Raw genomic sequence first — 20,420 nt, forward strand, 5'->3', positions numbered from 1 at the left:
ATGATAGTAACGCCTAGTTCTCTGCCCAGGCCCTCGTGCGGCGCGCGCCGCACACCGCGTACCCGGCGCCTCCAGGCTCGTACAGTCGCGTCCGTCGCCGCGTCGCGCCTGGCCGGAGGCGGTCCAGGGACGCCCAGCTTCACCCGCGCCCCGAGCAGGAAACCGCTCGCGGCACAGTTCGTCGGCATTCCACTCAAACAGCACAAGGCCGCAGTCCTGACCGACCGCGATCCCGCCCAACCCCGTCCTCGTGGAAGGGAGTCGACCAAGCGGCTAATGGCCGGACACTGCGAACTATGCGGGCACACCGCGAAAATCCAGGTCCACCAGATCCGCGGACTCGCGGACCTCGACCGGCTCGGGCAGATGCAGCCCGACTGGGCTGTCCTCATGGCCAGGAAACGGCGCAAGACTCTCATGGTCTCCCCGCCCGGCCACGAAGGCATCCACGACGGCCACGAAGCCGCGCCTCACGGCAGTCACTGGAGAGCCCGTTGCGGTTAACGCCGCACGACGGGTTCGGGAGGAGGTCGCTGGGAAAAGGGCCGGCCCCACAGGCTGGCACCTCGCCCGGCGGCCCACCTCGCACTAGCGGCCCCCGGCATTGTTCCTGCACCACCGGAGACCGAGGTCGCGGCGGTGACCGTCCGCCCCGGTCAATCGGTCCGCGTATGGGGCGCCTGGCGAACGGTCCGCAGCGTGCGCAGTGAGCGGTACGCGTCCGGCGGCCTCGCCGTCGTTATCGGCCTGGGCGAGGGTCCGGCCCTTCGGTTGCCCGCGGCGGAACCGGTGACCGTTCGGGCCGGGTGGCAGCCCGGAGGTGGGCGGTCGGCTGGTGCGCCGGATGGCGTGCGGCCTATTGGTGTCCGGCGTCGGCAGTGACCCGTGCGAGTTCCGGAGAGGACCGGTCGCCTCCACCCGGCCCGGTGTCCGCAGTCGGTTGGCCGCCTTGCCGAGGTCAGATCTTGATGGCGGTGACGCGTGCCCCGCACAGCGCGGTGAGGCCCTCCGGGTCGGAAGTGAGCACCGTGACCGGGCCGGGGGCCGCGAGGGCGGTGGCGCTGAGCATGGCGTCGATGGCATACCTGTGGCCGTGCAGGCCGGCGTTGGAGAGGAGGGCGGCGGCGTGGCGGGCCACCGCCTCGGTGACCGGTTCGACGACGAGGCGGGAGAGCGTCCATTCCAGGGCTGGGCGGTTGATGCGCGGGTGAACCACTTCCGCCAGGGTGGCCGCGGATGTGATCACGCGCAGGTCGTCGGTGCGGGCCAGGGCGAGCCAGGTGGTGACCGCCCGGTCACGCAGGACGGCCTTGGCCAGTCCTTCGCTGTCGAGGACCAGGGTGCCGCCGGGGACGGCGGGGGAGCGGGTCACGCGGCGTTCGCTCCGCCCCGCGCCTGCTCGCTTCGAGCCCGGTGGAGTTCGTCGCGCAGGGACCGGATCTCGTCGTCGGCGATGGGGCCGTGTTCGGCCTCGGCGACCTGGATGAGCTCGTTGAGGTTGTCGCGCTCGATCTGGCGGGCGACGGCGGCAGCCACGTAGGCGGACAGCCCCGACGGGCCGCTGCGGGCCTTGGCGGCTTCGGCGATGTCGCGGGGCATGGTGATCGAGTACTTGCTGGTAGGCTCACTCATGCTCTTCATCCTACCTGCGATCCTACCGATGCTCGGGCGGAGCTGGAAATCGGGCGGAGCTGGAAAAAGGGGATCACCCCCGCTGATTTCGACAGGGTGAATGGGAGCCACTCGGGCAACGAGAATGGCTCCTTTATGCGATCAATGCCGGGCTGGTGCGTGCATCTCAAGACTTCCGAGGAACGCGCGGAGGGCAGTGGCGAATCCGTCGGGGTCGGTCTCGTGGACCGTGTGACCGGTGGGTAGGTGGACCAGGAGGGTGTGCGGGCGACGGCTCGTCATGACTGCCGCGTGGTCGGCGGAGAGAGTGTCGCTGCGGATGCCGTGGACAAGGAGGGCTGGGCAACTTGTGGCCAGCCAGTCGTCCCAGTGATCACCCTTGACCAGTCGGTGCGAGGCGACCATGTCCTCGGGGCGAAAGGCCAGGCCCCAGCCGTCGTCGTACTCACGGATCGCATCGGTTAGATAGCGAGCCGATTCCCCCAGTTCCTCGATCAGGGCGGCCCGGCCCGGTGCCCGGTGGGGCCAGGCGAGACAGAAGGACAGATCGTCATCCACGACGGCCCCGATGTCCTCAATGACCAAGGCAAGGACACGCTCCGGATAACGGGCAGCGAGCTGGTAGGCGTTGACGCCGCCCAGTGAATGGCCGAGCACGACGACTGGGCCGAGGCCGAGATGGTCAAGGACCGCGACGGCGTCCGCGATGTAACCCTGACGGGCGTAGTCCAGCGGGCGGTCCGACTCTCCGTGCCCACGCTGATCGGGTGCGATGACCCGCCAGGCGGGCGCCAGCTCACGAGCGAGGTGGGCAAAGGTCCGCCCCTCCGAGAAGTGGCCGTGCAGGGCCAGCAGGGGCCGGCCGGGTCCACCGAAGTCGAGGAAGGACAGACGGCGCCCATCAATGTCCAGGGTGACGCGTGCCGGCTGCGCGGGGGTGGAGGAGACAGAGCGGCCAGTCGAGATCATGCTGGGACTCTAATGCCCGGATCTGACATGCCTCGGGCTCGATCTCACGCCGGTTCGCCCCGCGGCTTGTTCACTGCGCTGTCCCATGTCCGATGACGCTCGGTGAGCAGGTCCAGGTTCAGGGCACGGAGGTTGACGGTCCCGATGCTTTGGGCGTCGGCGACCAGGCCCTGCTGTGTGGCGACTGCGAGGAAGCCGGTCACCGCGGTGTCTTGGCCTGGCGGTCTGCCTCGGTGGACTGGTAGCGGTAGGACTCGGTCCCAGTCTGGATCGGCGTGCAGCGCGTCCAACGAAGTTCGACAAGACCGACTACCGTGCGCGTCACGCGGTCGAGTGCGGGATCAACCGGCTGAAGCGGCACCGGGCCGTCGCCACCCGGTACGACAAATTTGCTGTCCCCTACGAAGCGACCGTGCTGGTCGCCGTCATCAACGAATGGCTGTAACTGGCACGTGACCACGTCTCAAGCCCACACCGCTTTGACCACGGCGTGGCCTGCTGACGTCGCCCGCCCGTAGAACCCTTGGAGGTCCCTGTGATGGTCGAGGAGCTCCTGCCTGGCCTGCACATCTTCCTGGACACGGCCGCCGAGCTTGGCACTGGCAACGTTCCACAGCTCGTCGAAAGAGACAGTCGCGAGGAAGCCGGCGGCCTGTGACACCCCAGGCGGCTCCAGAATCATCAGGGGCGGGTTGGAGGGGTTGGCATCAGCCCTGTGTGCCACGGGGCGGCCGCCGTAAATTGGCAGCGTCCAGGGCTTATCGGCGTCTGTATCGAGGACATCGGCCGCGGCGTAGAGGTCATTGACGGAGTTGAAGACCTTCTCGATCGAGTCGGCGATACCTGCCGCGTACTCGTCGGCGTGGTTATCCCAAGCCTCGGACATGAACGCCGCAAGCCAGGTGTGGTCGTCCCGGATCTCGGATTCCGCGACAGCGCGGAGGTGTAGGTGAATGCTCACCGCGACGAGTCCCCCAGTTCGGCGGCCCGCCGGTCGGGCCGAACGGACGGAACTTACTCGACGGCACTGACGGCGAGACGTCCCGTCTCTTAATGGGGGATGCCGTCTCTTAATGGGGGATGCCTGGCGCTGCCAGGACGCCCTCCGACACCCGAGCGCCGTGTGTCGTCGAGATCGACCGCTGTGGACAGGTAGCCATCCGTACGCAGATGTCCCACGGAAGAGAATTCTCCCGAATGTCCAGATGGGGGAATGCTTCGATCCCATGTCCCCATGACTCGGGTATGAGGCTGCACGGGAGATCTCAGCGTGAACTGAGCCGGAACGCGTTCGCGGCCACGGCGGTCCAATGGCCTCCGCCTTCCGTGCGTGAGCGGTTCGCACAGCTCACGGGCAGGCTCCACCTGCGTGCCAGAGCCGCGTATGCGGAGAACGAGATCCTTGACAGGCTGCACGACAGGCTCTTGGACAGCTTCCTCGACGGAGCACCCAGCGTCGAAAGCGCGCACTCATACCTCTGAGATCAAGCCTGGCCCGAGTGCTGTGCGGCAGAGGCGTATGCGCGTCCGCATGCCGGGCTCCGCCATGGCGGAGTACCCCGGCTTTCCGAAACATGAAAAAGACCCCCTGCTCAGTGTTTCCACTGGTCAGAAGGCCTTTTTTGGCACTTCTTGCGAAGTGCCCCCGGCAGGATTCGAACCTGCGCACCCGGCTCCGGAGGCCGATGCTCTATCCCCTGAGCTACGGGGGCGTATCGCCGTACTGCTTGGCGACGAATGAAACACTACCAGCTTCTGGCGGGTGTCCGTGAACAGGTATTTCCGCGCGGTCACCGTCGCGCGTTACCCCCGCGCCCCGGCGCTGCCGTGCCCCGCGCCGCCTGCCCGGTCGCGCGCTCGTCCGCAGGCCCGCCGTGTCGGCCATGTGCCGTCCGCCCGCCACCCGTCCGGGGCCGGAAATGGGCAAAACCCGTACGCAGCCCCTACGCCCGACCTACCCTCTGAAGTGTGTCAGGGGCGTGTGGCCGCGTGCTTGTTGTCGACGACAGCAAGGTCATCCGGCAGTTGATCAGGGTCAATCTTGAGCTTGAGGGCTTCGAGGTCGTGACCGCGGCCGACGGTGTCGAGTGTCTGGATCTGGTGCATCAGGTCTGTCCGGATGTGATCACTCTTGATGTCGTCATGCCCCGGCTCGACGGTCTGCAGACCGCCACCCGGCTCCGTTCCGATCCCCGGACCAGCCGGCTGCCTGTCGCGATCATCAGCGCCGGTACGCAGTACGACGTGGACAGCGGCGTCGCCGCCCGGGTTGACGCCTTCCTGGCGAAGCCCTTCGAGCCGAGCGAGCTGGTGCGGCTCGTACGACAGTTGGCGAACAGGGAGGCCCCGCCGTCGACCGACGGCAGACACCGTGCCGGGAGGGCGGAGAGCGCCGCGGGCTGACCGCATGGCGAAACCGGGTCGCGAAAGGCCCCCCTCCCTCCCATACGCTTGTCCCGTGACCCCCGCCGATCTCTCCAGGACCGTGCTGCACGCCGTGCGCCGCGCGGTCGACGAGGACGTCCTGCGCGCGCCCGTGCCCGCGCGCGTGCGGGTGGAGAGGACCAGGCCCGGCGGGACCGGGGACTACGCCTGCGCCGTCGCACTGCAGTTGGCCGGGCCCGCCGCGCGTCCGGCCAGGGAAGTGGCCGAGATCCTGCGGGACCGGGTCGCCGCTGCGCCCGGGATCGGGCGGGTCGACGTCACCGGGCCCGGGTTCCTGAGCTTCACCCTCGACGCGTCGGCCGATGTCCGGGCGCGCGAGGCACTCGTACGTGAGGTGCTGGCGCGAGGGGCCCGGTACGGGTACGGGGACGCGCTCGCCGGGGACATCCTCCAGTTCAGCCACGCCCGCGAGGTCCGGGCGGCGGTCACCACCCACACGCTGCGCGCGATCGCGCGGACGCAGGGCGCGCTGGTGCGTACCGGTTGCGACGGGACGCCCGACCCGGACTGGGCGCGGCTGGGTGTCCACGTCGACGCACAGGGGAAGCCGCCGACTCCGCTCACCACCGTCCGGCCCGTTCCCGCCGGTGCCGGCGCGGGGGAACTGCTGCGGCGGCTCGGTCCCGACGCCACCCGATGGGGACTGCTGCGGCCGGCCGGGCACGACCACGCCCCGCTCGGTGCGGAGCTGCTCGTCCAGGGCGCCGGCAACCCGCTCTTCCTGGTCCGTTACGCCCACTCCCGGGTCTGCGCCCTCACCCGCGGCGCGGCCCTTCTCGGATTCACCGGGACGTACGACGAGGACGTCGACGCCCCCGCACTGCTGCGTACGCTGGCCGACTACCCCCAGGCTCTCGCCGCCGCCGCCCGTCACCGCGCGCCCGACCGGCTCGCCCGGCAGCTCGAAGAGGTTGCGCACGCCTTCTTCGACTTCCACGACGCCTGCCCGCCGCTGCCCAAGGGCGACGAGAAACCCTCGGCCGCCCACCGCTCCCGGCTGGCCGTTGCCGAAGCTGCCGGGACGGTGCTCGCAGGCGGCCTGTCCCTGCTCGGCGTCAGCGCACCCGAAGTCCTCTGAGAGACCTGAAAGAGCAGAGCACCATGAGCCGATCCGCACACCCCGCCGGTCCCCGTCACGCCGACGTCCTGACCGAGGGCCACTACGCGGCCCCGCCCGCCGACCTCAATGTCCTCGACGAGAAGGTCTGGGCCCGCACCGTCTCCCGCAACGACGACGGCGTCGTCGCCGTCGGCGGGATCGACGTGACCCGGCTGGCCGAGGAATTCGGGACGCCCGCCTACTTCCTCGACGAGAGCGACTTCCGCGCCCGCTGCCGCGCCTGGGCCGACGCCTTCGGGCGGGACGCCGATGTCTTCTACGCCGGAAAGGCGTTCCTGTCGCGGGCCGTCGTGCGCTGGATCCACGAGGAGGGGCTCAACCTCGACGTCTGTTCCGGGGGTGAACTGACCATCGCGCTCGACGCCGGGATGCCCGCCGAACGCATCGCCTTCCACGGCAACAACAAGACCGTCGCCGAGATCGAGCGCGCCATCGAGGCCGGGGTCGGGCGGATCGTGCTCGACTCGTTTCAGGAGATCGTCCGCGTCTCGCACGTCGCGCAGCGGCTCGGCAAGCGGCAGCGCGTACAGATCCGGGTGACCGTCGGCGTCGAGGCGCATACCCACGAGTTCATCGCCACCGCGCACGAGGACCAGAAGTTCGGCATCGCGCTGGCCGGGGGAGAGGCCGCCGAGGCGGTCCGCCGGGCGCTCACCCTCGACGGGCTCGAACTCATCGGCATCCACTCGCACATCGGCTCGCAGATCTTCGACATGGCCGGCTTCGAGGTCTCCGCCCGACGTGTGGTCCAGCTCCTCGCCGAGGTGCGCGACGAGCACGGCATCGAGCTGCCGGAGATCGACCTCGGCGGTGGTCTCGGCATCGCGTACACCTCCGACGACGACCCGCGCGAGCCGCACGAGATCGCCAAGGCGCTCGGCGACATCGTGACCCGCGAGTGCGAGGCGGCCGGGCTCGCCACCCCGCGGATCTCCGTCGAGCCGGGCCGCGCCATCGTCGGACCCACCGCGTTCACGCTGTACGAGGTCGGCACCGTCAAGCACCTCGAAGGGCTCCGTACCTACGTCAGTGTCGACGGCGGCATGTCGGACAACATCCGCACCGCGCTGTACGACGCCGAGTACTCCGTCGCGCTCGTCTCCCGCCGCTCCGACGCCGAGCCCCTGCTCGTCCGCGTCGTCGGCAAGCACTGCGAGAGCGGCGACATCGTGGTCAAGGACGCGTTCCTGCCGTCGGACCTCGCGCCCGGCGACCTGATCGCGGTGCCCGCCACCGGCGCCTACTGCCGCGCCATGGCGAGCAACTACAACCACGCGCTGCGCCCGCCCGTCGTCGCCGTGCGTGACGGAGAGGCGCGCGTGATCGTCCGGCGGGAGACGGAGGAAGATCTCCTGCGTCTCGATGTCGGCTGATGAAATATATGTCTCAGGATCCGGACGGGTGGCAGAAACGCCCGTCCGGTGAGTGAGACTGGTCCACACATGAGCATGTATGAGAAACGAGGTCGGATGATGCGTACGCGTCCGCTGAAGGTGGCGCTGCTGGGCTGTGGAGTGGTCGGCTCAGAGGTGGCGCGCATCATGACGACGCACGCCGACGATCTCGCCGCGCGCATCGGAGCGCCCGTGGAGCTCGCCGGCGTGGCCGTCCGCCGCCCTTCCAAGGTGCGCGAGGGCATCGACCCCGCACTCATCACCACCGATGCGACCGCCCTGGTCAAACGGGGCGACATCGACGTCGTCATCGAGGTCATCGGCGGCGTCGAGCCCGCCCGCACGCTCATCACCACCGCCTTCGAGCACGGCGCGAGCGTCGTCTCCGCCAACAAGGCGCTGCTCGCCGAGGACGGCGCCGCACTGCACGCCGCCGCCGAGCAGCACGGCCGGGACCTCTACTACGAGGCGGCCGTCGCCGGCGCCATTCCGCTCGTCCGGCCGCTGCGCGAGTCCCTCGCCGGCGACAAGGTCAACCGGGTGCTCGGCATCGTCAACGGAACGACCAACTTCATCCTCGACAAGATGGACACCAGCGGCGCCGGCTACTCCGAGGCGCTCGACGAGGCCACCGCCCTCGGGTACGCCGAGGCCGACCCGACCGCCGACGTCGAGGGCTTCGACGCCGCCGCCAAGGCCGCGATCCTTGCCGGGATCGCCTTCCACACCCGGGTGAGGATCGGTGAGGTGCACCGCGAGGGCATCACCGAGGTCACCGCCGCCGACATCGCCTCGGCCCGCCGCATGGGCTGCACCGTCAAGCTCCTCGCCATCTGCGAGCGGGCCGCCGACGGGCAGTCCGTCACCGCGCGCGTGCACCCCGCGATGATCCCGCTCAGCCACCCGCTGGCCTCCGTCCGCGAGGCGTACAACGCGGTCTTCGTCGAGGCGGAGGCCGCCGGGCAGCTGATGTTCTACGGCCCCGGCGCCGGTGGCTCGCCGACCGCCTCCGCGGTCCTCGGCGACCTGGTCGCGGTCTGCCGCAACAAGCTCGGCGAGGCCACCGGCCCCGGAGAGTCCGCGTACACGCGTCTGCCGGTCAGCCCCATGGGCGAGGTCGTCACGCGGTACCACATCAGCCTCGACGTGGCCGACAAGCCCGGCGTACTCGCCCAGGTCGCGGCGGTCTTCGCCGAACAGGGCGTATCCATCGATACGGTCCGCCAGCAGGGCCGAAATTCAGGCAGCGGCGACGAAGTCGCCATCGAGCACGGTGGCGGCGGGCGACGGGCGGGCGGAGGCGGCGAGGCATCCCTCGTCGTCGTCACCCACCGCGCGCCCGACGCCGCCCTCTCGGCGACAGTCGAGGCGCTGCGCAAGCTCGACACCGTGCGCGGTGTCGCCAGCATCATGCGTGTTGAAGGGGAGTAAGGACCCATGACCACCAAGGGCACCCACCAGTGGCGCGGCATCATCGAGGAGTACCGGGACCGCCTTCCGGTCACGAGCACGACGCCGGTCGTCACGCTTCGTGAGGGAGGTACGCCGCTCGTTCCCGCTCAGGTCCTCTCCGAGCGTACGGGCTGCGAGGTGCACCTCAAGGTGGAGGGCGCCAACCCCACCGGGTCCTTCAAGGACCGCGGGATGACGATGGCGATCACCCGGGCCAAGGAGGAGGGCGCGCAGGCCGTCATCTGCGCCTCCACCGGCAACACCTCCGCCTCCGCCGCCGCCTACGCGGTGCGGGCCGGCATGGTCTGCGCCGTCCTCGTGCCGCAGGGCAAGATCGCGCTCGGCAAGATGGGCCAGGCGCTCGTCCACGGCGCCAAGATCCTGCAGGTCGACGGCAACTTCGACGACTGCCTGACGCTGGCCCGTTCGCTCTCGGACAACTATCCGGTGGCTCTGGTCAATTCGGTCAACCCGGTCCGGATCGAGGGCCAGAAGACCGCGGCGTTCGAGATTGTCGACGCGCTCGGCGACGCCCCGGACATCCACGTCCTGCCGGTCGGCAACGCGGGCAACATCACCGCGTACTGGAAGGGTTACACGGAGTACGCGACGGACGCGATGTCCACGCACAAGCCACGCATGTGGGGCTTCCAGGCCTCCGGCTCCGCGCCCATCGTCCGCGGCGAGGTCGTCAAGGACCCGTCGACCATCGCCACCGCGATCCGGATCGGCAACCCGGCCTCCTGGCAGTACGCGCTGGCCGCGCGGGACGAGTCGGGCGGCTTCATCGACGAGGTCACGGACCGTCAGATCCTGGCCGCCTACCGGCTGTTGGCCTCCCAGGAGGGCGTCTTTGTCGAGCCCGCCTCGGCCGCTTCGGTCGCCGGTCTGCTCAAGGCCGCCGAAGAGGGCAAGGTCGACCCGGGCCAGAAGATCGTCTGCACGGTCACCGGCAACGGCCTGAAGGATCCCGACTGGGCCGTCGCAGGTGCCCCGCAGCCGGTCACCGTACCGGTCGACGCGGCCACCGCCGCGGAGAAGCTGGGCCTCGCCTGATCGGGGCAGCAGCAGCTCGACCGCCCCTTTCCGGGGCGGAGAGCGCATGGGAGGCGTGCGACACGCATCGTGCGCCTCCTGTGCGCCCTATGTCGCGACAGAACCTTCCTTCGATAAGCTGTACCCAACCTGCCACGCCGCACCTGCCGCGGTGCTGCCGTCGTGGCCATCGGGTTCTCCACAGGCTTACGAAAGATCCACCGCCACAATCCCCGCCGCAACACACCCCCGCTGCCTCACAAGGAGAGTCGTCGAAGCGATGGCCGGTCCCGCCTTCCGAGCCGCCGCCGTCCGGGTGCGCGTCCCCGCTACCAGCGCCAACCTGGGCCCGGGTTTTGACGCCCTCGGCCTGTCGCTGGGGCTCTACGACGACGTCGTCGTCCGCGTCGCCGACTCCGGGCTGCACATCGACATCGCCGGCGAGGGTGCCGACACCCTGCCCCGCGACGAGAGTCACCTCCTCGTGCGCTCACTGCGCACCGCCTTCGACCTGCTCGGCGGACAGCCCCGCGGCCTGGAGATCGTCTGCGCCAACCGCATCCCGCACGGGCGCGGCCTCGGCTCCTCCTCCGCCGCCATCTGCGCCGGCATCGTCGCGGCCCGCGCCGTGACCATCGGCGGCGACGCCCGGCTCGACGACGCGGCCCTGCTGGAACTCGCCACCGAGATCGAGGGCCACCCCGACAACGTCGCCGCATGCCTGCTGGGCGGCTTCACGCTGGCCTGGATGGACGGCGGATCCGCCCGGGCGATCAGGATGGATCCCGCTGATTCCATCGTTCCGGTGGTTTTCGTCCCTGGCAAGCCGGTGCTCACCGAGACCGCCCGCGGACTGCTGCCGCGCACCGTCCCGCACGTCGACGCCGCGTTCAACGCAGGCCGTGCGGCGCTCCTCGTCGAGGCCATGACCCGGCGCCCGGAGCTGCTGCTCGCCGCGACCGAGGACCGACTGCACCAGGAATACCGGGCCCCGGCGATGCCGGAGAGCGTGGAACTTGTCAACCGACTGCGCGCCGACGGCGTCCCTGCAGTCATCTCCGGCGCCGGGCCGACCGTGCTCGCGCTGGCCGAGGACGGTGCGGCCGACAAGGTCGCACGGCTGGCGGGCGAGGGATGGGCGGCCAACCGGCTCACTCTCGACGCCCCGGGCGCGAGTGTGCTGCCGCTCGCCCCGTAGCGAGAAGTGATTGCCGGTGAGTGAGAGGGGGAATGTTTGTTGGAGCCGGTAGTGTTAACCTCAAGTCTGCAACCGACGTCTATGTGGCGCGTTGCTTCGTGTCCCTTTCCGGGGCCACCATTTCTTCCGAGAGCCTCCCCAACTGCCTGAGCAGCCTGCCTGAGCAGTTTCGAGCACGCTCCGGAACCGGCACGACACCCCTCGCTTGTCCAGGAGTGGGCCGAGCAGGGGGATGCTCGCGCCGGACCCTTGCACATTCATCTCTCCGCCGTACCCGGCGGTCCACCGCCCCGGCACGGTCCGCAAGATCAAAAGACCGCAGCCGGACAGCACAACCGGTCGCCGAGCCAGAAGGCCGACGTCCGCTCCAGGGAAGGACCCTTCGTGAGCGACACCACCGATCTGATGGGCGTGACTGCCGACAAGACTGTCGACAGCGCCGCGCCCGCCGAAGGTGCTGCCACTGGCACCACCGCACGGCGCCGCCGCTCCGGCACCGGCCTCGATGGCATGGTCCTGGCCGAGCTGCAGCAGGTCGCGTCCGGCCTCGGCATCAAGGGCACTGCGCGGATGCGCAAGGGCCAGCTGATCGAGGTCATCAAGGAGGCGCAGGCCGGCAGTGCTGCGCCCAAGGCCGCTGCCGCGCCCGCCGAGACCAAGCCCAAGCGGCGCGCCACCTCCAAGTCGCGCACCGGGGACGAGTCCGCCGCCGCGCCCGCCGAGAAGGCCACGGCTCAGCAGCAGATCGACATCCCCGGCCAGCCGGCCAGTGACGACCAGCCCGCGGGCGAGCGTCGTCGGCGCCGTGCGACCGCGCAGGCGGGCAGCCCGGAAACCAAGGCGGAGCCCAAGGCCGAGGCCAAGGTGGAGACGCCGGCCGAGCCGAAGAGCGAGGACCGCTCCGAGGCGAAGGCCGAAGCCGCCGTGGACACCGCCGAGGGCCGCCGTGGCGACCGCGGTCAGCGCGGTGAGCGTGGCGACCGCGGTGAGCGCGGCGACCGCCGTGACCGTCAGCGCGACCGCCGTGGCAGGGGCGACGAGCAGGGCGGTGGCCAGGGTCAGCAGGGCGGCCAGCGCCAGCAGCGCCAGGGCCAGGGGCAGAGCCAGCAGGGTGGCGGCGGCCCGCAGGACGACGGTTACGACGACGAGGCAGGTGGCCGTCGCGGCCGCCGTGGCCGCTACCGCGACCGCCGTGGCCGTCGGGGCCGCGACGACTTCGCGAGCGACGCACCGCCGGTCACCGACGACGACGTCCTGATCCCCGTCGCGGGCATCCTGGACATCCTCGACAACTACGCGTTCATCCGGACATCCGGCTACCTGCCGGGCCCGAACGACGTGTACGTCTCGCTCGCCCAGGTCCGCAAGAACGGCCTGCGCAAGGGTGACCACGTCACCGGCGCGGTGCGCCAGCCCAAGGACGGCGAGCGCCGCGAGAAGTTCAACGCGCTCGTCCGCCTCGACTCCGTCAACGGAATGGCGCCCGAATCCGGCCGCGGCCGCCCGGAGTTCCAGAAGCTGACCCCGCTCTACCCGCAGGACCGGCTCCGTCTGGAGACCGACTCCAACGTCCTGACGACGCGGATCATCGACCTGGTCGCTCCCATCGGCAAGGGCCAGCGAGGCCTGATCGTGGCCCCGCCGAAGACCGGCAAGACCATGATCCTGCAGGCGATCGCCAACGCGATCACCGTCAACAGCCCCGAGTGCCACCTGATGGTCGTCCTGGTCGACGAGCGTCCGGAAGAGGTCACCGACATGCAGCGGTCGGTGAAGGGCGAGGTCATCTCCTCGACCTTCGACCGTCCCGCCGAGGACCACACCACCGTCGCCGAGCTGGCCATCGAGCGCGCCAAGCGTCTCGTCGAGCTGGGTCACGACGTGGTCGTCCTGCTGGACTCGATCACCCGCCTCGGCCGCGCGTACAACCTCGCGGCCCCGGCATCCGGCCGCATCCTGTCCGGTGGTGTCGACTCGACCGCGCTGTACCCGCCGAAGCGCTTCTTCGGTGCCGCGCGCAACATCGAGGACGGCGGCTCGCTGACCATCCTGGCCACCGCGCTCGTCGAGACCGGCTCGCGCATGGACGAGGTGATCTTCGAGGAGTTCAAGGGCACCGGCAACATGGAGCTCAAGCTCGACCGGAAGCTCTCGGACAAGCGCATCTTCCCGGCGGTGGACGTCGACGCGTCCAGCACCCGTAAGGAAGAAATCCTGCTCGGCAGCGACGAGTTGGCGATTGTCTGGAAGCTGCGCCGGGTGCTCCACGCGCTCGACCAGCAGCAGGCGATCGAGCTGCTCCTGGACCGGATGAAGAAGACCCAGTCCAACGCGGAGTTCCTGCTCCAGATCCAGAAGACGACGCCCGCCCCGGGCAACGGCAACGACTGACCTCGTACCGTCCCGGCAGTCCTGGACCGCCGGTCGTCAAAAGGGCCGACCCCGCCACTTCGGTGACGGGGTCGGCCCTTTTTCCCGGTGTTTCGCTCGAACCGCCCGATCCGAGACCTTCGCCACACGGCGACCGTTCCGCCCCCGCGCCCGAATTGGCTGTAGCTGGCAAGAAACCGCAGGTGGGCGCGGGGTCACTGACTGTTCACCGGCGCTGCGTGCGGGTTCCGTCCACATGGGCATCACAGGTCGCTGTGCAACCCTTCTCCGAGTCACGTCGTCCTATGAAGTAGCGACAAAGCGACACAACCAGTGCCCGAACACCACAGCAAGGGGTAGCCGGGAGCAAGCGAGGATCGAGGGAGACGGATGACCGGGCAGAGCGGGAGAAGCACCCGGATACGCGGCACCGGCAAGCGCCGGAGGAAGCCGTCCCGCCGCCGCAGGGCCACGGTCATGGCCGCCTGGACCGCGGCCGGTGTGGTCGTCGTCGGCGGTGCGGGGCTGGGATACGCGTACCTGAAGCTCAACGGCAATCTCAAGGCCGTCGACATCAACGCCGCGCTCGGCAAGAACCGCCCCGCCGACGCCGACAACGGCTCGCAGGACATCCTCGTCCTCGGCTCCGACTCCCGCTCCGGCGCGAACTCCGCGTACGGCGTGGACGAAGGCACCGCCCGCTCGGACACCGCGATGGTCGTGCACGTCAACAAGGGTCACAAGACGGCAAGTGTCGTCTCCATCCCGCGCGACACCCTCGTCACCCGCCCCGACTGCACGAGCGACACCACCGGTGAGACGGTCGCGGGCCAGCAGCGCGCGATGTTCAACACGGCGTACGAGGTCGGCGGACCGGCCTGCGCGGTCAAGACCGTCGAGTCGATGTCCGGCATCCGCATGGACCACTACGTCGAGGTCGACTTCACCGGTTTCAAGAAGCTCATCGACCAGCTCGGCGGCGTCAAGATCACCACCACCCAGGCGATCGACGACTCCAAGAGCCATCTGCATCTGCAGCCCGGCACCCACACCCTCGACGGGGAGCAGTCGCTCGGCCTGGTCCGCACCCGCAAGAGCATCGGCGACGGCAGTGACCTCGGCCGCATCCAGCTCCAGCAGGCGTTCATCAAGGCGCTGATGGAACAGGTGAAGAGTGTCGGGGTGTTCTCGAACCCGAAGACCCTGTTCGACCTCGCGGACACGGCGACGAAGGCCGTCACCACCGACTCCGACCTGGGTTCGGTCCAGAAGCTCACCGGCTTCGCCACCGGTCTCAAGGGGCTCGGCGCGAAGAACGTCACCATGGTGACGATGCCCGTGCAGTACGACCCGGCCGACCCGAACCGCGTCGTTCCGCTGGAGGAGTCCGCGCAGCAGGTGTGGACCGCCCTCAAGCACGACAAGCCGATCCCGGCCTCCGCCACCGAGAAGTCGGCGGGCGACAAGGGCGTGGCCGGCAAGGTCGTCCAGTAGACCTCCGTCACATCAGTAACAGGACAGACACGATGTGTTCCCGACCGGTCGGGAATAGTTGCGGCCCGCCCCCGGTTTTGGGAGATACGGCCGGTCCTGGCAGACTGGTACGTCGGCCCCGGTTCACGGATGCGCAAATCCGCGCGTGCGACCCGGCGCCCTCCCGAACCTAGGAGACACCCTTGAAGCGCGACATTCACCCCGAGTACGTCGAGACGCAGGTCAGCTGCACCTGTGGCGCGTCGTTCACCACCCGGAGCACCATCGGCGGCGGCAACATCCGCGCCGACGTCTGCTCCGAGTGCCACCCGTTCTACACGGGCAAGCAGAAGATCCTCGACACCGGTGGCCGTGTGGCCCGCTTCGAGGCCCGCTTCGGCAAGGCTGCAGGCTCCGCCAGCAAGTAGCGAGCTCTTGCGCCGGTCCTTGGCGCCCTCTTCCCGGGGGCGCCGAGGCCGGCGTTTTTTTCCGGCCGGGTGTACGGGATCCTCCGTACCCCGCCCGGACAGCACGACGCCGTTCAGCAGGCGTATCGAGTAACTTCCCCAAGCTCTTAATGAGCAGGGGATACCCCACCCCCAGGAGCCCCCGATGTTCGAGGCGGTCGAGGAACTGATCGGCGAACAGGCCGATCTTGAGAAGAAGCTCGCGGATCCCGCGGTCCACGCCGACCAGGCCAACGCGCGCAAGCTCAACAAGCGCTACGCCGAGCTGACCCCGATCGTCGGTGCGTACCGCTCCTGGAAGCAGACCGGTGACGACATCGGAACCGCCCGCGAGCTCGCCGCGGACGACCCCGAATTCGCCGCCGAGGTCAAGGATCTGGAGAAGCAGCGCGAGGAGCTCACCGAGAAGCTCCGCCTCCTCCTGGTCCCGCGCGACCCCAGTGACGACAAGGACGTACTCCTGGAGATCAAGGCGGGCGCGGGCGGCGACGAGTCGGCCCTCTTCGCCGGCGATCTGCTGCGCATGTATCTGCGGTACGCCGAGCGCATCGGCTGGAAGACCGAGATCATCGACTCCACCGAGTCCGAGCTCGGCGGCTACAAGGATGTCCAGGTCGCGGTGAAGACCAAGGGCGGCAACGGCGCCACCGAGCCCGGCCAGGGCGTGTGGGCCCGGCTGAAGTACGAGGGCGGGGTGCACCGCGTGCAGCGCGTGCCGTCCACCGAGTCGCAGGGACGTATCCACACCTCCGCCGCCGGTGTGCTCGTCACGCCCGAGGCGGAGGAGGTCGACGTCGAGATCCACGCCAACGATCTCCGTATCGACGTCTACCGGTCCTCGGGCCCCGGCGGCCAGTCCGTCAACACCACGGACTCCGCCGTCCGCATCACGCACCTGCCGACCGGTGTCGTCGCCTCCTGCCAGAACGAGAAGAGCCAGCTCCAGAACAAGGAGCAGGCGATGCGTATCCTGCGTTCGCGACTGCTTGCCGCGGCCCAGGAAGCGGCCGAGCAGGAAGCCTCGGACGTCCGGCGCAGTCAGGTGCGCACCGTCGACCGTTCCGAGAAGATCCGTACGTACAACTTCCCGGAAAACCGGATCTCGGACCACCGCGTCGGCTTCAAGGCGTACAACTTGGACCAGGTGCTCGACGGGGAGCTGGACGCCGTGATCCAGGCCTGTGTCGACGCCGACTCCGCCGCCAAGCTTGCCGCCGCATAAGAACGCCCGCCCCGCCCGTGAACCCGTACGGAGAACCGCGATGAACCTGCTGCTCGCCGAGGTGGCCCAGGCCACCCAGCGGCTGGCCGACGCCGGTGTACCCTCGCCGCGATTCGACGCGGAGGAACTCGCCGCGTTCGTGCACGGCGTCAAGCGGGGCGAGCTGCACCTGGTGCCGGACGAGGACTTCGACGCCCGGTACTGGGAGACCATCGCCCGCCGCGAGGCCCGCGAACCGCTCCAGCACATCACCGGCCGCGCCTTCTTCCGCTACCTGGAGCTCCAGGTCGGCCCCGGAGTCTTCGTGCCCCGCCCGGAGACCGAGTCGGTCGTCGGCTGGGCGATAGACGCCGTCCGGGCGATGGACGTCGTCGAGCCGCTGATCGTCGACCTGTGCACGGGATCGGGCGCCATCGCCCTCGCCATGGCCCAGGAGGTGCCGCGCTCGCGCGTGCACGCCGTGGAGCTCTCCGAGGACGCCCTCAGATGGACGCGGAAGAACGCCGAGGGGTCTCGGGTCACCGTGCACCGCGGAGACGCTCTGACGGCCCTTCCCGAGCTCGACGGCCAGGTCGACCTGGTCATCTCCAACCCGCCGTACATCCCGCTCACCGAGTGGGAGTACGTGGCACCCGAGGCCCGTGACCACGATCCGGAGATGGCGCTCTTCTCCGGCGAGGACGGTCTCGACACCATCCGCGGCCTCGAACGCACCGCGCACCGCCTGCTGCGCCCCGGTGGCCTCGTCGTCATCGAGCACGCCGACACCCAGGGCGGCCAGGTGCCGTGGATCTTCACCGAGGAGCGGGGCTGGGCCGACGCGGCCGACCACCCCGATCTGAACCGACGGCCCCGGTTCGCGACGGCCCGCAAGGCCATGCCGTGACCGGCGCCCCGTACCCGCACGACCCGTACCCGCCATACCCGTACATGCTTGAGGAGGCCGGCTGATGGCACGGCGATACGACTGCAACGACGCGACCGACCGTACGACGGGTCTGCGTGAAGCCGCGTCCGCCGTCCGCCGCGGAGAACTGGTCGTGCTGCCCACCGACACCGTGTACGGGATCGGTGCCGACGCGTTCAGTTCCGAGGGCGTCGCCGACCTGCTCGACGCCAAGGGCCGCGGCCGCAACATGCCGACCCCTGTCCTGATCGGCTCCCCGAACACCCTGCACGGCCTCGTCACGGACTTCTCCGAGCAGGCCTGGGAGCTCGTCGACGCCTTCTGGCCGGGAGCCCTCACGCTCGTCGCCAAGCACCAGCCCTCGCTCCAGTGGGACCTCGGCGACACCCGCGGCACCGTCGCCATCCGGATGCCGCTGCACCCGGTCGCCATCGAACTGCTCACCGAGGTCGGCCCGATGGCCGTCTCCAGCGCCAACCTCACCGGACACCCGGCTCCCGAGGACTGCGACGCCGCCCAGGAGATGCTCGGCGACTCCGTCTCCGTCTACCTCGACGGCGGCCCGACGCCCGGCATCGTGCCGTCCTCGATCGTCGACGTCACCGGCAAGGTCCCGGTCCTGCTGCGGGCCGGAGCCCTCTCCGTCGAGGAACTCCGCAAGGTGGTACCCGACCTCGAGGTGGCCAATTGACCGCCCCTGAGGGGCGTGGCATAGCGGGGCGGACCGACACCTTCCGCATCCTCCACGTCAGCACCGGCAACGTCTGCCGCTCGCCGATCACCGAGCGGCTGACCCGCCATGCCCTGGTGGACCGGCTCGGCGACCCGCTCAGCGGCGGCCTGATCGTGGAGAGCGCGGGCACCTGGGGGCACGAAGGCGCCCCGATGGAAGCCAACGCCGAGATCGTCCTCGCCGACTTCGGCGCCGATGCCACCGGCTTCGTCGGCCGCGAACTCCTCGACGAGCACGTGATCCGCGCCGACCTCGTCCTGACCGCCACCCGGGACCACCGCGCCCAGGTGATCTCGATGGGTCACTCGGCCGGCCTGAGGACGTTCACGCTCAAGGAATTCACCCGGCTGGTCCGGGCCATAGACCCCGCGACGCTGCCCGACCCGCGCGACGAGGGCGTCGTCGAACGCGCCCGTGCGCTGGTCCGTGCGGCCGCCGCGCTGCGCGGCTGGCTGCTGGCCCCCACTGCCGAGGCGGACGAGGTCTACGACCCGTACGGCGCCCCGATCACGTTCTTCCGTTCCATCGGCGACGAGATCAACCAGGCGCTCGACCCGGTGGTCACCGCACTGACGGGCGTACCGGCCCCGCACTGACGCGCCCGGGCAGCGGGCGGGCGCACGCGTAGCGGCCTACATTGGATCCGACGCCAACGCATCCCCCTTTCCAGGCCCGGAGCCGTCAGATGTCGGTCACCACTCCCGCCGCCCCCTCCTCCGCCCCCGTCACAGCCCTGCCGCAGGACTTCGGCGCCCTGCTCCGGGGAGACCCGGAAATCGCCGACGTGCTGCTGGGGGAGCTGCACCGGCAGTCGAGCACGCTGCAGCTGATCGCCGCCGAGAACTTCACCTCGCCCGCGGTACTCGCCGCCCTCGGCTCACCGCTCGCCAACAAGTACGCCGAGGGCTACCCCGGCGCCCGCCATCACGGCGGCTGCGAGCTGGCCGACGCCGCCGAACTCATCGCCGTCCAGCGGGCCACCGCGCTCTTCGGCGCCGAGCACGCGAACGTTCAGTCGCACTCCGGCTCCTCGGCCGTCCTGGCGGCGTACGCGGCCCTGCTGCGCCCCGGCGACACGGTGCTCGCGATGGGACTCCCGTACGGCGGACATCTCACCCATGGCTCGCCCGCCAACTTCTCCGGCCGGTGGTTCGAGTTCGTCGGGTACGGGGTCGACTCGGAGAGCGGCCTGATCGACTACGAGCAGGTGCGCACCCTGGCCCGGGCACACCGGCCCAAGGCGATCGTCGTCGGCTCGATCTCGTACCCCCGCCATCCCGACTACGAGACGTTCCGCGAGATCGCCGACGAGGTCGGCGCGTATCTGATCGCCGACGCCGCGCACCCGATGGGGCTGATCGCCGGGGGAGCGGCGCCCAGTCCCGTCCCGTACGCCGACGTGGTGTGCGCCACCACGCACAAGGTGCTGCGCGGTCCGCGCGGCGGCATGATCCTGTGCGGGTCGGAACTGGCCGAGCGGATCGACCGGGCGGTCTTCCCGTTCACCCAGGGCGGCGCGCAGATGCACACGATCGCGGCGAAGGCGGTCGCGTTCGGCGAGGCGGCAACACCGGCGTTCACCACGTACGCCCATCAGGTGGTGGCACACGCCCGGGTCCTGGCGGCCGGTCTGGAGGCCGAGGGGTTCGAGGTGACCACCGGCGGCACGGACACCCACCTGATCGTCGCGGACCCGGCGCCACTGGGCGTCGACGGCCGCACCGCCCGCGAACGCCTCGCGGCGGCGGGCGTGGTGCTGGACACCTGCGCGCTGCCTTACGGGGACGCCCGGGGCATCAGGCTCGGCACTGCCGCGGTCACCACCCAGGGCATGAACGTCACCGACATGGCACGGCTCGCGGTGCTCTTCGGGGCTGCGGTACGTGAGGAAGGCGACGTCCGCGCCGAGGTGAGGGAACTGGCCGGGAAATATCCTCCCTATCCGGGTTAGACGTGGTGCATGCAACCATCACCCGTACCTCCGTGTCCTCAACCATGAGGCC

The 20,420-nt window shown here is 69.8% G+C and carries 20 protein-coding genes and 1 tRNA gene; 15 read left to right on the forward strand and 6 right to left on the reverse strand.

What is annotated here, in order from left to right:
• Positions 1 to 276: 276 nt before the first annotated feature.
• The gene (locus tag ACGFSA_RS15395) at positions 277 to 504 is read left to right on the forward strand and encodes a hypothetical protein (protein WP_393304325.1); all 228 of its coding nucleotides are present in this window, start codon (positions 277 to 279) and stop codon (positions 502 to 504) included.
• A gap of 454 nt (positions 505 to 958) precedes the next feature.
• Here ACGFSA_RS15395 and ACGFSA_RS15400 read toward each other — a convergent pair whose 3' ends face one another.
• The 6 genes from ACGFSA_RS15400 to ACGFSA_RS15425 all read right to left on the reverse strand — a co-directional run bounded on the left by ACGFSA_RS15400 (position 959) and on the right by ACGFSA_RS15425 (position 4,313).
• A complete protein-coding gene (locus tag ACGFSA_RS15400; protein ID WP_393304327.1) occupies positions 959 to 1,372 on the reverse strand; it encodes a type II toxin-antitoxin system VapC family toxin in 414 nt (137 codons plus the stop codon).
• The gene (locus tag ACGFSA_RS15405; protein WP_393304329.1) at positions 1,369 to 1,632 is read right to left on the reverse strand and encodes a CopG family transcriptional regulator; all 264 of its coding nucleotides are present in this window, start codon (positions 1,630 to 1,632) and stop codon (positions 1,369 to 1,371) included. The genes ACGFSA_RS15400 and ACGFSA_RS15405 overlap by 4 nt, the downstream gene beginning before the upstream one ends.
• Before the next feature lie 141 nt (positions 1,633 to 1,773).
• On the reverse strand, positions 1,774 to 2,601 hold the full coding sequence (locus ACGFSA_RS15410; RefSeq protein ID WP_393304331.1) for an alpha/beta fold hydrolase: 828 nt from the start codon (positions 2,599 to 2,601) through the stop codon (positions 1,774 to 1,776).
• Between the two features lie 44 nt (positions 2,602 to 2,645).
• Positions 2,646 to 2,804, reverse strand: coding sequence for a hypothetical protein (locus tag ACGFSA_RS15415; protein WP_393304333.1), 159 nt, complete (start codon positions 2,802 to 2,804; stop codon positions 2,646 to 2,648).
• 260 nt (positions 2,805 to 3,064) lie between these two features.
• On the reverse strand, positions 3,065 to 3,562 hold the full coding sequence (locus ACGFSA_RS15420) for a DUF1877 family protein (RefSeq protein ID WP_393304335.1): 498 nt from the start codon (positions 3,560 to 3,562) through the stop codon (positions 3,065 to 3,067).
• Between the two features lie 679 nt (positions 3,563 to 4,241).
• A tRNA-Arg gene (locus ACGFSA_RS15425) sits at positions 4,242 to 4,313 on the reverse strand.
• A gap of 256 nt (positions 4,314 to 4,569) precedes the next feature.
• Here ACGFSA_RS15425 and ACGFSA_RS15430 point away from each other — a divergent pair.
• The 14 genes from ACGFSA_RS15430 (at position 4,570) to glyA (ending at position 20,368) form a co-directional block, all read left to right on the forward strand.
• Positions 4,570 to 5,004: a response regulator gene (locus tag ACGFSA_RS15430; RefSeq protein WP_393304337.1), complete on the forward strand. Its 435-nt coding sequence runs from the start codon at positions 4,570 to 4,572 to the stop codon at positions 5,002 to 5,004.
• Between the two features lie 55 nt (positions 5,005 to 5,059).
• Positions 5,060 to 6,124, forward strand: a complete 1,065-nt coding sequence (nrtL, locus tag ACGFSA_RS15435; RefSeq protein WP_393304339.1) for an ArgS-related anticodon-binding protein NrtL — start codon at positions 5,060 to 5,062, stop codon at positions 6,122 to 6,124.
• 23 nt (positions 6,125 to 6,147) lie between these two features.
• A complete protein-coding gene (gene lysA, locus ACGFSA_RS15440) occupies positions 6,148 to 7,539 on the forward strand; it encodes a diaminopimelate decarboxylase (protein WP_393304341.1) in 1,392 nt (463 codons plus the stop codon).
• A gap of 96 nt (positions 7,540 to 7,635) precedes the next feature.
• The gene (locus ACGFSA_RS15445) at positions 7,636 to 8,991 is read left to right on the forward strand and encodes a homoserine dehydrogenase (RefSeq protein WP_393304343.1); all 1,356 of its coding nucleotides are present in this window, start codon (positions 7,636 to 7,638) and stop codon (positions 8,989 to 8,991) included.
• A 6-nt stretch (positions 8,992 to 8,997) separates the two neighbouring features.
• Complete coding sequence (thrC, locus tag ACGFSA_RS15450) at positions 8,998 to 10,068, forward strand: threonine synthase (protein ID WP_393304345.1); 1,071 nt, start codon at positions 8,998 to 9,000, stop codon at positions 10,066 to 10,068.
• 259 nt (positions 10,069 to 10,327) lie between these two features.
• A complete protein-coding gene (gene thrB / locus ACGFSA_RS15455; RefSeq protein WP_393304347.1) occupies positions 10,328 to 11,245 on the forward strand; it encodes a homoserine kinase in 918 nt (305 codons plus the stop codon).
• A gap of 384 nt (positions 11,246 to 11,629) precedes the next feature.
• The gene (gene rho / locus ACGFSA_RS15460) at positions 11,630 to 13,636 is read left to right on the forward strand and encodes a transcription termination factor Rho (protein ID WP_393304349.1); all 2,007 of its coding nucleotides are present in this window, start codon (positions 11,630 to 11,632) and stop codon (positions 13,634 to 13,636) included.
• A gap of 369 nt (positions 13,637 to 14,005) precedes the next feature.
• On the forward strand, positions 14,006 to 15,109 hold the full coding sequence (locus ACGFSA_RS15465; RefSeq protein WP_393304351.1) for an LCP family protein: 1,104 nt from the start codon (positions 14,006 to 14,008) through the stop codon (positions 15,107 to 15,109).
• Positions 15,110 to 15,291: 182 nt separating this feature from the next.
• On the forward strand, positions 15,292 to 15,516 hold the full coding sequence (gene rpmE / locus ACGFSA_RS15470; RefSeq protein WP_037689259.1) for a 50S ribosomal protein L31: 225 nt from the start codon (positions 15,292 to 15,294) through the stop codon (positions 15,514 to 15,516).
• 184 nt (positions 15,517 to 15,700) lie between these two features.
• Positions 15,701 to 16,777, forward strand: a complete 1,077-nt coding sequence (gene prfA, locus ACGFSA_RS15475) for a peptide chain release factor 1 (protein WP_393304354.1) — start codon at positions 15,701 to 15,703, stop codon at positions 16,775 to 16,777.
• A gap of 40 nt (positions 16,778 to 16,817) precedes the next feature.
• Positions 16,818 to 17,663 carry a peptide chain release factor N(5)-glutamine methyltransferase gene (gene prmC, locus ACGFSA_RS15480; protein WP_358857407.1) on the forward strand — a complete coding sequence of 282 codons (846 nt, stop codon included), beginning with the start codon at positions 16,818 to 16,820 and terminating at the stop codon, positions 17,661 to 17,663.
• Positions 17,664 to 17,727: 64 nt separating this feature from the next.
• Positions 17,728 to 18,375 (forward strand): L-threonylcarbamoyladenylate synthase, encoded by a 648-nt coding sequence (locus ACGFSA_RS15485; protein WP_114246670.1) that lies wholly within the window; start codon positions 17,728 to 17,730, stop codon positions 18,373 to 18,375.
• Entirely contained in the window at positions 18,372 to 19,013 is a 642-nt protein-coding gene (locus ACGFSA_RS15490) for a protein-tyrosine-phosphatase (protein ID WP_326817764.1), read from the forward strand. Before ACGFSA_RS15485 ends, ACGFSA_RS15490 begins: the two co-directional genes overlap by 4 nt.
• Positions 19,014 to 19,102: 89 nt before the next feature.
• Positions 19,103 to 20,368 carry a serine hydroxymethyltransferase gene (glyA, locus tag ACGFSA_RS15495; protein ID WP_393304357.1) on the forward strand — a complete coding sequence of 422 codons (1,266 nt, stop codon included), beginning with the start codon at positions 19,103 to 19,105 and terminating at the stop codon, positions 20,366 to 20,368.
• The last annotated feature ends 52 nt before the right edge of the window (positions 20,369 to 20,420 follow it).

Source organism: Streptomyces sp. NPDC048496 (assembly GCF_043200055.1).
Taxonomy (GTDB): Bacteria; Actinomycetota; Actinomycetes; order Streptomycetales; family Streptomycetaceae; genus Streptomyces.